This is a genomic window from Klebsiella sp. A-Nf5 (genome assembly GCF_002810545.1).
Lineage (GTDB): Bacteria > Pseudomonadota > Gammaproteobacteria > Enterobacterales > Enterobacteriaceae > Klebsiella > Klebsiella variicola.
The window spans coordinates 23,607-37,536 of record NZ_PIOG01000282.1 but is presented as its reverse complement, the minus strand read 5'-3'; the positions used below and the strand labels follow the sequence as shown (position 1 = coordinate 37,536).

Sequence of the window (13,930 nt, the reverse complement as noted above, 5' to 3'; positions counted from 1 at the left end):
TTCCGTTGTGTCCGTTCTGTTATCGTCTTACCACCAGATTTCCGCCTGCGCCCCCACGGCAAACTGATCGTTTTTACCGTCTTCAAAAATGCTGGTGGTATTATTCGCTGCCTTATCCAGGTCGATATCCTTCGCTTTAATATAGGTGGCATAGAAGCGAATTTCCGGGCGCGAGGTCAGCATACTGGTATTGACTTTGAAGGTATGGAACAGCGTGGTCTTGTAGCCGGACTCGTTATATTTCTTGCCGGTAACATCTTTGTTTTGCTGTTTGAAGTATCCCAGCTCGACGCCGGTCTGGTTATATTTATCCCAGATATAAGCCGGTCGCAGGACCGTGCGAATGGATTCAAAATCGGAGTGGGCCCCGGTCTCGTAGCTATAGACGTCGTTACCAAAGGAGTAGACGATGGCATTCGCCATAATAATGTCATCGCGTAAATAGGTTTCTCCCTGCGAGGTTAAGCGCACCGCGGTGCCATTGGTATGATCGCCATAATAGCGGCCGTTAAAAGTGGTATAGGGGCTGGATCCGGCATAGCGCGAGAAGCTGCTGGCAATAGAATTATTCGCCAGTAAGAAAGAGAATTCGTTAAAGCCGCCGTTAGCCCATTTCTGCGTTAACGAGGTGCCTGCCATCCAGGTATCTTTCCACGGATAATAACCTTCATTGCCCTCTTTATATTTCTCCGAGGAACTTTGGTTGGCAGCGACATAGCGCCCGCTGACCATCAGGCTGGCTTTATCCCACAGCGGAATCGCTTTGTAGCGGACGTCCAGGGTGTTGGTGTTAATTTGCTGCTTATTGCTCAAAGAACGGTCGTAATCATCGACATCTTCTCGGACCAATGCGATATCGAATTTCCCGGCGCCCACCTGCCAGTTTTCCAGCCCCACGCCGGCCGCCGCATCGGTTCTCTGCGTTTTCCAGTCCAGCATCTGGATTTCGATTTTTGGCGCCCCGTGTTTGCCGACCCAGAAATCGGCTTCCGGGGCAAACGGCAGGAACCCTTTGGTGTTAACGTACATATCCGAGAACTGGATGTAGTTTTCGCCGCCAGCGTTGTCACCAAACCAGCCAGCGGAATACTGCTGGCCGACGTTACCGTCGAGCATCACGATGGCATCAACGCGTTTATCGCCTTCCTGAAACACCCGCTGCTTCAGCTGCAGATCGAACCAGCCGGAATATTCATTGCCCAGGCGGCCAAGCGAGCCAATCGCCCACGATTTTGGCGAGCCGTGCGAGGCGGTACCCCATCCGGAACGGAAGTAGCCGTTATAGCTAAAGCCAATTTCATCTTTCACGAACGTGCTAAAATCTTTCAGCGTCATCGCGCTATAGGCTGGCGCGCCGTCCGTGGCTGGTTGTTGATTTTTGACCAGCACCGCATCCGGTTTCACCGCTGTTTTCGGCCCGGCGGTCGCCACCCCGGTCTTGCGCTTCTGACCTTCTGCTGGCGGAGACCATGAGGCCCAAATCTGGTCTCTTTTTCTCTCCTGGTCCTGATATTTTTTGAGTTCTTTTTGCGTGTCTTTGAGCGCTTTTTCCAGCAGCTCAAGCCGTTGCTCCACCGTCAACGGGCTCGCTATCAGAGTGGTGGAATAACAAAGCGGTGCCAGCAATACCATCGCCGGAGCGATCCTGGTTTTTCTCATCATAATATTCCCTTATATAAGTATTGGCGTAAATAAAACACGACAGCAACAAGCATCCCGCGCAGGTTCGAATAGCCGTATCCATACCGTTTGAGGTCGCGGCGGCTGTTATTTTTGCAGTTAGACAAAAGCAAAAAAAAACCTGAAGAAGACCATCTGCCTTAACAGATAATCCTCTTCAGGTTTTGCCCGCACATCGCGGTAGCAACCCTCATTCAGCCATTATTGGCCCGCATAAAACAAAAAAACCTGATACCGCCGCCGTAGGGGCAATATCAGGTTTTGCCTGCTGTCGCAGTCACAATCCGTTTAAACCACCCTGAGCGTTTAAGCTCAGGAGTGGGCGTTGATTGTTACGCGATAAAATGAAGAACTCAAACGGGCAGATTGTTAATTGTGACGATAATCTCAGCAATCTCGCTGCCGCGGGAAAAATTATATCTAATCCTGATAAATCCATTTACCAGAATTAGACAGAATGATTATTACTCTTTCGGATCTTTGCCGGCGAGCAGTTTATCCAGCTCATCGCCGCCAACGTGACGGAAATCCTGACCTTTGACGAAGTAGAAAATATATTCGCAGATATTCTGGCAGCGGTCGCCGATGCGCTCGATCGAACGCGCGCAGAACAGCGCGGTCAGGACGCTCGGGATAGTGCGCGAGTCTTCCATCATGTAGGTCATCAGCTGGCGCACGATGCCTTCATACTCCTGGTCGACTTTCTTATCTTCGCGATAAATACGTACCGCTTCGTCGAGATCCATACGCGCAAACGCATCCAGTACGTCATGCAGCATCTGCACCGTGTGACGGCCCAGCGATTCGAGGCTCACCAGCAGCGGCTGGTGCTGCTGGGAAAACTTCTCCAGCGCGGTGCGGCAGATTTTATCCGCCACGTCGCCGATGCGTTCCAGCTCAGCGATAGTCTTGATGATCGCCATCACCAGGCGCAGGTCGCTGGCGGTCGGCTGGCGCTTGGCGATGATGCGCACGCAGGCCTCGTCGATCGCCACTTCCATCATGTTGACCTGCTTGTCGCCGTCGATGACGCGTTTCGCCAGATCGCTGTCCTGGTTATGCATGGCGGTGATCGCATCAGAAAGCTGTTGCTCCACCAGCCCACCCATGGTCATCACCTGGGTGCGGATATACTCCAGTTCAGCGTTGAACTGGCCGGATATATGTTTGTTAAGATTTAGGTTGTCCATGGTGTCTCCTGATTGCCCAACTGGTGAGAGCCTGAAAGCACAAGGGCAAATCAACCGTAGCGGCCAGTAATATAATCTTCAGTTTGTTTCTTCGCGGGCTTGGTGAACAGGTCGTCCGTGTTGCTGAACTCAATCAGCTCGCCAAGATACATAAATGCCGTATGGTCGGAGCAACGCGCAGCCTGCTGCATGTTGTGAGTCACGATAACGACGGTGTAGTCCTGTTTCAGCTCGGTGATCAGCTCTTCGATACGCCCGGTGGAGATCGGGTCCAGCGCGGAGCACGGCTCATCAAGCAGCAGGACTTCCGGACGGATCGCGATACCGCGCGCGATGCACAGGCGCTGTTGCTGGCCACCGGAGAGAGAATACCCGCTCTGGTGCAGTTTATCTTTGGTTTCGTTCCATAATGCGGCTTTGGTCAGCGCCCACTGCACGCGCTCGTCCATATCGGCACGGGACAGCTTTTCAAACAGGCGCACGCCGAAGGCGATATTGTCATAAATGGACATCGGGAACGGCGTCGGTTTCTGGAATACCATGCCAACCTTGGCGCGCAGCAGGGCGATATCCTGGGTGTTGGTCAGAATATTATCGCCATCCAGCAGGATCTCGCCTTCCGCGCGCTGCTCCGGATACAGTTCAAACATTTTGTTGAACGTGCGCAGCAGGGTGGATTTACCACAGCCTGACGGACCGATAAACGCCGTCACCTGGTTTTTGGTGATATCCAGGTTGATGTTCTTCAGGGCATGGAATTTGCCGTAGTAGAAGTTCAGGTTACGAACTGAAATCTTACCCGGAGCTGTATTCACCATACTCATCTCAATCTCTTCCTCATTCAGCGCAGCAGCCGCTGCGCCGCAAAAAATTAACCGTGTTTCTTCTTGGCGAAGATAACGCGCGCCAGGATGTTCAGCAGCAAGACGCACAGGGTGATAATCAATACCCCGGCCCATGCCAGTTGCTGCCACTCCGCAAACGGACTCATGGCAAATTTGAAAATGGTCACCGGCAGGTTGGCAATCGGCTGCATCATGTCGGTGCTCCAGAACTGGTTGGAGAGCGCGGTGAACAGCAGGGGAGCCGTTTCCCCGGCAATACGAGCGATTGCCAGCAGGATCCCGGTCATAATCCCCGAGACGGACGCTTTCAGGGTAATCGCCGAGATCATCTTCCACTTCGGCGTCCCCAGCGCATAGGCCGCTTCACGCAGGCTATCCGGCACCAGCTTCAGCATATTTTCGGTGGTACGAATAACGATAGGCACCTGCAGCAGCGCCAGCGCGATAACGCCCGCCCAGCCCGAGAAGTGTTGCATCTGCGCCACCACGATGGTGTAGACGAACAGGCCGACCACGATAGACGGCGCGGAAAGCAGAATATCGTTGATAAAACGGATGATTTCCGCCAGTACCGACTTGCGGCCGTACTCCGCCAGATAGATACCCGCCATGATCCCCAGCGGCGTACCAAAGACGGTCGCCCACAGGATCAGCAGGCCGCTGCCGGCGAGGGCGTTGGCCAGGCCACCGCCTGCCGTGTTCGGCGGCGGCGTCATTTCGGTGAACAGCGCCAGACTCATGCCATCGAAACCGCGGGTTATCGTCGCCATCAGGATCCAGATAAGCCAGAACAAACCAAACGCCATGGTCGCTATGGACAGCGCCAGAGCGATACGGTTCTTCATGCGGCGTTTGGCCTGCATCTTGCGACGGGACTCCGCCAGCTCGGTAGTGGTTTGCAATTCAATGGTCGCCATTAGCGTGCCCCCTCATTCTTCGCGAGGCGCATAATCATGAACTTAGACGCGGCCAGAACGATAAAGGTGATAACGAACAGGATCAGGCCCAGCTCCATCAGCGCCGCCACGTGCAGTCCGGTTTCCGCTTCGGCGAACTCATTAGCCAGCGCGGAAGTAATGCTGTTCCCTGGCATATACAACGAGATGCTGTCGAGCTGGTAGGTGTTGCCGATGATAAAAGTGACCGCCATGGTTTCACCCAGCGCGCGGCCCAGACCGAGCATCACCCCGCCGATCACCCCATTCTTGGTGAACGGTAAGACAATGCGCCAGATCACCTCCCAGGTGGTGCAGCCGATGCCATAGGCCGACTCTTTCATCATCACCGGCGTCTGTTCGAAGACATCGCGCATGACCGCGGCGATATAAGGGATGATCATGATGGCCAGAATGACGCCAGCGGCGAGAATACCGATACCAAACGCCGGGCCGGCAAACAGCGCGCCGACGAACGGGATGGTCGACAGGACGTTACCGACCGGCTCCTGGAAGTAAGTCGCAAACAGCGGGGCGAAAATAAACAGGCCCCACATGCCGTATACGATACTCGGGATTGCCGCCAGCAGCTCAATCGCAATACCCAGCGGGCGCTTGAGCCAGGCGGGGGACAGTTCGGTCAGAAACAGCGCGATGCCAAAACTCACCGGGACGGCAATCAGCAGCGCGATAAAGGAGGTGACCAGGGTTCCGTAAATCGGTACCAGCGCACCGAAGATTTCGTTTGGCGCATCCCACTCCTTGGTCCACAAAAAGGCAAAGCCAAACTTTTGAATGCTCGGCCAGGAAGAGATGATCAGGGAAACGATGATGCCGCCCAGCATCAACAGGACAATCAGCGCAGCCAGTTTTACCAGCGCACTGAAAATCATGTCACCCTTTTTCCCCGGAGGGGTAAATGCAGGCTTGGTTGCAGCCATAGATTACTCTTTACGTATTAAAACTTGTTCGAATAAATGCCCGGTGGCGTTCGCTCCCGGGCCTACAGTCTGAACCGTAGGGCGGGCAGCGCCTGAACGCCCCCGCCATCTTCGTCAAAAATCTACTGTTAGTACAGCGCTTTACCGCTGCTGTCTTTGACGTTGGTTTTCCATGCTGCACGAACCTGCTCTACCACGCTTTCCGGCAGCGTCGCGTAATCCAGTGCATTTGCTTCTTTCGCGCCGTTTTTATACGCCCAGTCGAAGAACTTCAACACTTCAGCGGTCTGTTCCGGCTTGTTGGTCGCCTTATGCACCAGGATGAAGGTGGTTGAGGTGATCGGCCATGCATTTTCACCTTTCTGGTTGGTCAGGTCCTGTGCGAAGGACTTGCTCCAGTCAACGCCTTTCGCGGCGTTAGCGAAGTTATCTTCAGTCGGGCTAACCGGCTTGCCACCAGCGGACACCAGCTTGGTGTACGCGAGGTTGTTTTGCTTGGCGTAAGCGTATTCGACGTAACCAATAGAGCCCGGCAGACGCTGAACAAAGGCGGCGATACCGTCGTTACCTTTGCCGCCCAGTCCGGTTGGCCAGTTTACGGTAGAACCTGCACCGATTTTCGATTTCCACTCTTCATTCACCTTGGACAGGTAGCTGGTGAAGACGAAGGAGGTACCGGAACCATCAGCGCGGCGAACCACGGCAATGTTCTGTGAAGGCAGCTTCAGGCCCGGGTTGAGTTTAGCGATCGCTTCGTCATCCCATTTTTTAATTTTACCCAGATAGATATCACCGAGGGTTTTGCCATCCAGCACCAGTTCGCCGGATTTCACGCCAGGCAGGTTAACCGCCAGCACCACGCCGCCAATTACGGTGGGGAACTGGAACAGCCCTTCCTGAGTCAGTTTGTCATCAGCCAGCGGAGCATCAGAAGCACCGAAATCAACGGTGTTAGCAATAATCTGCTTAACGCCACCAGAGGAACCAATGCCCTGGTAGTTCACTTTATTGCCCGTTTCTTTCTGATAGGTGTCAGCCCATTTGGCATACACCGGCGCAGGGAAAGTTGCGCCTGCGCCAGTCAGGCTTGCTGCTGCGAAGGCAGAGAAAGCGCTCATCGATAAGGTCGCGGCGACAACTGTTGCGACGGTGGTACGCATAACGTTCATAATGTCTCCTGCTGGGATTCGTAAATCATTGTTTCGAGGCTATGGTGAGCAAAATAGGTCAAAGAGGTGACAGTAAAATGTACGAATTATGACAGTTTTATGACAGGTCGAAAGAAGGGATTTTATAGCAAATAATAGTCATATAACTCAGATGGTTATCTGTAATCATGACCGTGCAATGACAGAATAATTTTCTTTTTATGACAGAAAAATCGAACCGCAAAACGATCGTTTGTCATCTACCGCCAGCCAAAATATTTCGCGCAAGTTCGGTGATGAACAGCAGGTGAAAATAAAAAGGGCTGCCGCCGGCAGCCCTTTGCAAGATATGATGCTTTACTCCACAGTCACCGATTTCGCCAGGTTACGCGGCTGGTCAACGTCAGTGCCTTTGATCAGCGCGACGTGATAAGCCAACAGCTGCAGCGGTACCGTATAGAAGATAGGGGCGATCATCTCTTCGACATGCGGCATCTCAATGATGTGCATGTTATCGCTACCGTTGAAGCCGGCGTCACCGTCGGCGAAGACGTACAGCTCGCCGCCGCGGGCACGAACCTCTTCGATGTTGGATTTCAGTTTTTCCAGCAGCTCGTTGTTCGGCGCCACCACAATCACCGGCATTTCCGCATCAATCAGCGCCAGCGGGCCATGTTTCAGCTCACCTGCCGCATAGGCTTCCGCGTGAATGTAGGAGATCTCTTTCAGCTTCAGCGCTCCTTCCATGGCGATCGGGTACTGATCGCCGCGGCCGAGGAACAGCGCATGGTGCTTATCAGAGAAACGCTCTGCCAGCTGTTCAATACGCTTGTCCTGGGAGAGCATCTGCTCGATACGGTTCGGCAGCGCCTGCAGACCGTGCACGATATCGTGCTCAATCGCCGCATCCTGACCTTTCAGACGCGCCAGTTTCGCCACCAGCATCAACAGCACGGTCAGCTGAGTGGTAAAGGCTTTAGTTGAGGCCACGCCGATTTCAGTACCGGCTTTGGTCATCAGCGCCAGATCGGACTCACGCACCAGTGACGAACCCGCCACGTTACAGATGGCCAGCGAGCCGAGATAGCCCAGCTCTTTAGAGAGGCGCAGCGCCGCCAGGGTATCGGCGGTTTCACCCGACTGGGAGAGGGTGATCATCAGACTGTTGCGACGCACCGCGGACTTGCGATAGCGGAATTCCGAGGCGATTTCCACATCGCACGGGACGCCGGCTAATGCTTCGAACCAGTAACGGGAGACCATCCCGGAGTTATAGGAAGTCCCGCAGGCAACAATCTGAATATGTTCAACCTGAGCCAGCATTTCATTGGCATTCGGCCCCAGCTCGCTGAGATCCACTTCGCCGTGGCTGATGCGCCCGGTCAGGGTGTTTTTAATCGCGTTCGGCTGTTCGTAAATCTCTTTCTGCATATAGTGGCGGTAGATACCTTTATCGCCAGCGTCATACTGCAGATTAGATTCGATCTCCTGGCGCTTCGCTTCCGCGCCGGATTTATCGAAAATCACCACCGAGCGGCGAGTGACTTCGGCAATATCGCCCTCTTCGAGGAAGATAAAGCGGCGGGTCACTGGCAGCAATGCCAGCTGGTCGGAAGCGATAAAGTTTTCGCCCATTCCCAGGCCAATCACCAGCGGGCTACCGGAGCGGGCCGCCAGCAGGGTTCCCGGGTCACGGGTATCCATGATCACCGTACCGTAGGCGCCGCGCAGCTGCGGAATAGCGCGCAGCACGGCTTCACGCAAGGTACCGCCTTGTTCCAGTTCCCAGTGCACCAGATGGGCGATAACTTCGGTATCGGTCTCGGTGACGAAGACATAGCCGCGAGACTGCAGCAGGGCACGCAGCGGCTCATGGTTCTCGATGATCCCGTTATGGACCACCACAATGTGTTCAGAAACATGCGGATGCGCATTGCTCTCAGACGGTTCGCCGTGCGTCGCCCAGCGAGTATGGGCGATCCCGGTACCACCATGTAACGGTTGCTCTTCTACCGCCTGAGCCAGCATCTGAACTTTACCCAGGCGACGCACGCGGGTCATATGACCTTCGCTGTCGACCACCGCCAGACCGGCAGAGTCATACCCACGGTATTCCAGACGACGTAAACCTTCGAGAAGGATTTCAGCAATATCACGCTGCGCGACTGCGCCAACAATTCCACACATAGTTAAATTTCCTGATAATGGCGATATGCCATGCGTTGTCGCTGACCTGTATTTGCCCGTTTTCCGGGCGCCCCGAGCCTTGTAGAGAGTGGGGTTATTGTTATGGTACTGCCTGCGGACGGGGGTCTATATTGACCCTCTCATCCTGGTTCGCCGGGCATATTTCCCCGGCGACAATCCAAATTATTTCTTCTTCACCGGACGCTGCCAGCCCTGCTTGTGGACCTGCGGTACGCGGCTCAACACCAGTTCGTTATCGGCGATATTGCGCGTAACGGTGGTCCCGGCGGCGATAGTAACACCGTTGCCTACCGTGACTGGCGCCACCAGCTGGGTATCCGAGCCGACAAAGACATCATCGCCAATAATCGTTTTGTGTTTATTCGCGCCATCGTAGTTGCAGGTGATGGTGCCGGCGCCGATATTGACGTTATCACCGATCTCCGCATCGCCCAGATAGGTCAGATGACCCGCCTTGGAGCCTTTCCCGAGACGCGCTTTTTTCATTTCCACGAAGTTGCCAACGTGGGCGCCTTCCAGCAGTTCGGCGCCCGGGCGCAGACGGGCAAATGGGCCGATGGTGCAGGCAGCCTGCAGCAGGGCATCTTCCACCACGCTATAGGGGCTAATTTCGCAGTCATCGCCGATGGTGCTATTTTTGATCACGCAGCCGGCGCCGATTTTCACACGATCGCCCAGCACCACATTGCCTTCCAGAATAACGTTAGTATCGATCTCCACATCGCGCCCGTGCTGCAGCGTACCGCGCAGATCGAAACGCGCCGGATCGCGCAGCATCACGCCCGCCAGCAGTAATTTTTCTGCCTGCTCAGCCTGGTAAACGCGCTCCAGGCGCGCAAGCTGCAGGCGATTGTTGACGCCTTCGACTTCGCTCAGGCGCTGCGGATGCACCGCGACGATCTCGTGCCCTTCCTGATACGCCATGGCGATGATATCGGTGATGTAGTATTCGCCCTGAGCGTTGTTATTGGTGAGCTTCGCCAGCCAGCGCTTGAGGTCTGCTCCGCCGGCGATCAGGATCCCGGTGTTGATTTCCTGGATCTGGCGCTGCGCCTCGCTGGCATCTTTGTGCTCAACGATGCCAGTCACCTGGCCATTTTCACGGGTAATGCGGCCGTAGCCCGTTGGGTCATCCAACTTCACCGTCAGCAGACCAATACCACCCTGTGGTTTCGCGGCGCGCAGGCGCTGTAGCGTCTCAACGGAAATCAGCGGCACGTCGCCATAGAGCATCAGGATGTCTTCATCATCATTGAAGAAAGGTGCTGCCTGCTGCATGGCGTGTCCGGTTCCGAGCTGCTCGGCCTGCAGCACCCAATTCAGGTTGTCTTCATGGAGGGTCTGACGCAGCAGATCGCCACCGTGACCGTACACCAGATGCACCGCACATGCGCCTAAATCGTTAGCGGCATCAATGACATGCTGCACCATAGGCTTCCCGGCCAGGGTATGCAGCACCTTAGGAAGATCGGAATACATGCGGGTCCCTTTGCCTGCGGCAAGGATAACCACGCTCATCGCACTATTTGACATACTCATCCTGACGGTAGTTAGAACGGAAAGTAAAAGCCTTTCACGTTGAAATTTCTACATATTTTTCATCATAAAACGAGACGTGGAGAAAACGTCCATGCTCGCGGTTATACACCATTTTATGACGCTATTTTTGACCACTGCAAATCAGTTTAACGCTGAAAAAGGAGGGTGGGGAGGGTAATCATTGACTATCTCACTGCTTTTGCTGTTTTTTCGCCACCTGAATAAAGCGGCAGAGCGCGGCCCTATTGGCGGAGATCAACAGGATATGGGCCGACTGAGTGGAAATCAGCCGCAGGCAGAGGAGAGCTGAAGTGATTGGTGGCATCAATAAAATACAAAAGGCCACCGTCAGGTGACCTTCATTTACCGGTTTCACATCGCCAGTGTTGTCGTTTTGATGGGCGATACGTCGTGCAAGCCGGGGAATAGCGCGTGGCTTAGAAGCTCAGTACGCTGAATTTGGCGATGATTTTATGGAACAGTTTCATGATGATTTCCTGACGCAGGTGCAGTTTGATAACGTTCTTTTATGTGACATACATCACAAAATAGAGTCTACGCCTCATCATTTAACTAATCAATAACAATTAAGGGTGGATCCTGTTTTCACTTTACCCGCTCGCCAGCCGCTGGCCATAAAAAAAGCCAGCCTGGAAACCAGACTGGCTTTTTACGTTCAAGCCGGTGTTACATCGCTTTTTTGGTCAACTCGATAACGCGCAGTTTAGCGATCGCTTTGGCCAGTTCCGCAGACGCCTGAGCGTAATCCACATCGCCGTGGGAGCTCTTAATGTGCTCTTCGGCTTTGCGTTTCGCTTCCAGCGCTCGCGCTTCGTCGAGGTCCTGACCGCGAATTGCGGTATCCGCCAGAACGGTCACGCTGCCAGGCTGCACTTCAAGAATGCCGCCAGACAGATAGATAAACTCTTCATGACCGTGCTGTTTAACGATGCGAATCATACCAGGCTTAATGGCGGTGAGCAGCGGCGCGTGTCCCGGGTAAATACCCAGTTCACCTTCGCTACCCGTTACCTGGATTTTTTCGACCAGACCAGAGAACATTTGTAACTCTGCGCTGACGACGTCCAGGTGGTAAGTCATTGCCATATCACCCTCCGATTAAGGCGTTAAAGTTTTTTGGCTTTTTCCACGGCTTCGTCGATGGAACCGACCATGTAGAACGCCTGCTCTGGCAGGTGATCGTATTCGCCTTCCATGATGCCTTTAAAGCCACGGATAGTGTCTTTCAGCGCCACGTATTTGCCCGGAGAACCGGTAAAGACTTCTGCTACGAAGAACGGCTGGGACAGGAAGCGCTGGATCTTACGTGCGCGAGCTACCACCAGTTTGTCTTCTTCAGACAGTTCGTCCATACCGAGGATGGCGATGATGTCTTTCAGTTCCTGATAACGCTGCAGGATGGACTGAACGCCACGCGCGGTGTCGTAGTGTTCCTGACCAACAACCAGCGGATCCAGCTGACGGCTGGTGGAGTCCAGCGGGTCAACGGCCGGGTAGATACCCAGGGAAGCGATCTGACGGCTCAGTACTACGGTTGCATCTAAGTGAGCAAAGGTAGTGGCTGGGGATGGGTCAGTTAAGTCATCCGCCGGTACGTATACCGCCTGTACGGAGGTGATAGAACCGGTTTTGGTGGAGGTGATACGTTCCTGCAGAACGCCCATCTCTTCCGCCAGAGTCGGCTGATAACCTACCGCTGAAGGCATACGACCCAGCAGTGCGGATACTTCAGTACCGGCCAGGGTGTAACGATAGATGTTATCGACGAACAGCAGAACGTCACGACCTTCGTCACGGAATTTCTCAGCCATGGTCAGGCCGGTCAGTGCAACGCGCAGACGGTTTCCCGGCGGCTCGTTCATCTGGCCGTAAACCAGGGATACTTTATCGATAACGTTGGAGTCGGTCATTTCGTGGTAGAAGTCGTTACCCTCACGAGTACGCTCACCGACGCCCGCAAACACAGAGTAACCGGAGTGCTCGATCGCGATGTTACGGATCAGCTCCATCATGTTTACGGTTTTACCTACACCCGCACCACCGAACAGACCAACTTTACCGCCCTTCGCGAACGGACACATCAGGTCGATAACTTTGATACCGGTTTCCAGCAGTTCCTGAGAGCTGGACAGCTCTTCATAGGAAGGTGCTGCACGGTGGATAGCCCAACGCTCTTCTTCACCGATATCGCCTTTCATGTCGACCGGCTGACCCAGTACGTTCATGATACGACCCAGTGTTGCTTTACCTACCGGGACTTCGATTGGGTGCTCGAGGTCTTTTACTTCCAGACCGCGGCGAAGACCATCGGAAGAACCCATGGCGATGGTACGAACGATACCGCCGCCGAGCTGCTGCTGAACTTCCAGCACCAGAACTTCTTTACCATTCTGCACCTCAAGAGCTTCGTACACGCGCGGTACGGCATCCTGAGGGAATTCGACGTCAACTACGGCGCCGATTACCTGGACAATTTTTCCAGTAGCCATCTTGAATCCTCTACGAATTAACCTGGTTATACCGCGGATGCACCACCGACGATCTCGGTGAGTTCCTGAGTAATGCTGGCCTGTCGAGCTTTGTTGTATACCAACTGCAGCTCTTTAATCAGGCTGCCGCCATTGTCGGTCGCGGCTTTCATCGCCACCATACGTGCGGCCTGCTCGCTGGCCAGGTTTTCTACCACGCCCTGATAGACCTGAGATTCGACATAACGACGCAGGAGGGTATCCAGCAGCGCTTTCGGATCGGGTTCGTACAGGTAATCCCAGGATTTACGTTTCAGATCAGCGTCTTCTGATGCCGGTAACGGCAGCAGTTGAGTGATCGTCGGAACCTGAGACATGGTGTTAATAAATTTGTTGCTGACAACGTACAGCTTGTCCAGACGGCCTTCATCATAGGCCTGCAACATCACTTTTACCGGGCCGATCAGTTCGGACAGGGAGGGGTTATCCCCCATACCAGTCACCTGTGCAACCACGTTACCGCCAACGGCGTTAAAGAAAGAGACGCCTTTAGAGCCGATCATTGCGAGGTCGCACTGAACGCCTTTATCGGACCATGCTTTCATTTCCGCCAGCAGTTTCTTGAACAGGTTAATGTTCAAGCCGCCGCACAGACCACGGTCGGTCGACACCACCAGGTAGCCCACGCGCTTAACGTCGCGTTCTTCCAGGTAAGGGTGCTTATATTCCAGATTACCGTTCGCAAGGTGACCAATCACTTTGCGCATAGTATCTGCGTAAGGACGGCTGGCCGCCATGCGCTCCTGCGATTTACGCATTTTGGAAGCGGCGACCATCTCCATCGCTTTAGTGATCTTTTGCGTGTTCTGGACGCTTGCGATCTTACTACGTATCTCTTTTGCGCCGGCCATGAGCTTCTCCTCAATGCCTTGCGGCCTGCCCTAAGACAGACCGC

At 54.2% G+C, this 13,930-nt stretch carries 11 protein-coding genes; all 11 read right to left on the bottom strand.

The genetic code is table 11. The annotated features are described in order from the left end of the window. Positions 1-27 precede the first annotated feature (27 nt). The 11 genes from CWM53_RS29570 to atpG all read right to left on the bottom strand — a co-directional run bounded on the left by CWM53_RS29570 (position 28) and on the right by atpG (position 13,886). Positions 28-1,662: a carbohydrate porin gene (locus CWM53_RS29570; protein WP_074385291.1), complete on the bottom strand. Its 1,635-nt coding sequence runs from the start codon at positions 1,660-1,662 to the stop codon at positions 28-30. Between the two features lie 482 nt (positions 1,663-2,144). After that, positions 2,145-2,870: a phosphate signaling complex protein PhoU gene (gene phoU / locus CWM53_RS29560; RefSeq protein ID WP_004145007.1), complete on the bottom strand. Its 726-nt coding sequence runs from the start codon at positions 2,868-2,870 to the stop codon at positions 2,145-2,147. 50 nt (positions 2,871-2,920) lie between these two features. Then, the gene (gene pstB, locus CWM53_RS29555) at positions 2,921-3,694 is read right to left on the bottom strand and encodes a phosphate ABC transporter ATP-binding protein PstB (protein WP_004145006.1); all 774 of its coding nucleotides are present in this window, start codon (positions 3,692-3,694) and stop codon (positions 2,921-2,923) included. Positions 3,695-3,741: 47 nt separating this feature from the next. Next, complete coding sequence (gene pstA, locus CWM53_RS29550; protein ID WP_061156294.1) at positions 3,742-4,632, bottom strand: phosphate ABC transporter permease PstA; 891 nt, start codon at positions 4,630-4,632, stop codon at positions 3,742-3,744. Continuing rightward, positions 4,632-5,591 carry a phosphate ABC transporter permease PstC gene (gene pstC, locus CWM53_RS29545; protein ID WP_004145004.1) on the bottom strand — a complete coding sequence of 320 codons (960 nt, stop codon included), beginning with the start codon at positions 5,589-5,591 and terminating at the stop codon, positions 4,632-4,634. Before pstC ends, pstA begins: the two co-directional genes overlap by 1 nt. 128 nt (positions 5,592-5,719) lie before the next feature. Further along, positions 5,720-6,760: a phosphate ABC transporter substrate-binding protein PstS gene (gene pstS / locus CWM53_RS29540; RefSeq protein ID WP_061156292.1), complete on the bottom strand. Its 1,041-nt coding sequence runs from the start codon at positions 6,758-6,760 to the stop codon at positions 5,720-5,722. Between the two features lie 336 nt (positions 6,761-7,096). Continuing rightward, positions 7,097-8,926 (bottom strand): glutamine--fructose-6-phosphate transaminase (isomerizing), encoded by a 1,830-nt coding sequence (gene glmS, locus CWM53_RS29535; RefSeq protein WP_061156291.1) that lies wholly within the window; start codon positions 8,924-8,926, stop codon positions 7,097-7,099. 183 nt (positions 8,927-9,109) lie between these two features. Further along, positions 9,110-10,480, bottom strand: coding sequence for a bifunctional UDP-N-acetylglucosamine diphosphorylase/glucosamine-1-phosphate N-acetyltransferase GlmU (glmU, locus tag CWM53_RS29530; RefSeq protein WP_061156290.1), 1,371 nt, complete (start codon positions 10,478-10,480; stop codon positions 9,110-9,112). Between the two features lie 693 nt (positions 10,481-11,173). Next, a complete protein-coding gene (locus CWM53_RS29520) occupies positions 11,174-11,593 on the bottom strand; it encodes a F0F1 ATP synthase subunit epsilon (protein ID WP_008806724.1) in 420 nt (139 codons plus the stop codon). Positions 11,594-11,613: 20 nt separating this feature from the next. Next, entirely contained in the window at positions 11,614-12,996 is a 1,383-nt protein-coding gene (atpD, locus tag CWM53_RS29515; RefSeq protein WP_008806723.1) for a F0F1 ATP synthase subunit beta, read from the bottom strand. Positions 12,997-13,022: 26 nt separating this feature from the next. Then, the gene (gene atpG / locus CWM53_RS29510) at positions 13,023-13,886 is read right to left on the bottom strand and encodes a F0F1 ATP synthase subunit gamma (protein ID WP_008806722.1); all 864 of its coding nucleotides are present in this window, start codon (positions 13,884-13,886) and stop codon (positions 13,023-13,025) included. Positions 13,887-13,930 lie beyond the last annotated feature (44 nt).

Excerpts from the sequence above, each read along its gene's own strand:
- atpG (WP_008806722.1), bottom strand. The coding sequence starts at position 13,886 with ATGGCCGGCGCAAAAGAGATACGTAGTAAGATCGCAAGCGTCCAGAAC.
- pstB (WP_004145006.1), bottom strand. The coding sequence starts at position 3,694 with ATGAGTATGGTGAATACAGCTCCGGGTAAGATTTCAGTTCGTAACCTG.
- atpD (WP_008806723.1), bottom strand. The coding sequence starts at position 12,996 with ATGGCTACTGGAAAAATTGTCCAGGTAATCGGCGCCGTAGTTGACGTC.
- CWM53_RS29570 (WP_074385291.1), bottom strand. The coding sequence starts at position 1,662 with ATGATGAGAAAAACCAGGATCGCTCCGGCGATGGTATTGCTGGCACCG.
- glmU (WP_061156290.1), bottom strand. The coding sequence starts at position 10,480 with ATGTCAAATAGTGCGATGAGCGTGGTTATCCTTGCCGCAGGCAAAGGG.
- pstA (WP_061156294.1), bottom strand. The coding sequence starts at position 4,632 with ATGGCGACCATTGAATTGCAAACCACTACCGAGCTGGCGGAGTCCCGT.
- CWM53_RS29520 (WP_008806724.1), bottom strand. The coding sequence starts at position 11,593 with ATGGCAATGACTTACCACCTGGACGTCGTCAGCGCAGAGTTACAAATG.
- pstC (WP_004145004.1), bottom strand. The coding sequence starts at position 5,591 with ATGGCTGCAACCAAGCCTGCATTTACCCCTCCGGGGAAAAAGGGTGAC.
- glmS (WP_061156291.1), bottom strand. The coding sequence starts at position 8,926 with ATGTGTGGAATTGTTGGCGCAGTCGCGCAGCGTGATATTGCTGAAATC.
- pstS (WP_061156292.1), bottom strand. The coding sequence starts at position 6,760 with ATGAACGTTATGCGTACCACCGTCGCAACAGTTGTCGCCGCGACCTTA.
- phoU (WP_004145007.1), bottom strand. The coding sequence starts at position 2,870 with ATGGACAACCTAAATCTTAACAAACATATATCCGGCCAGTTCAACGCT.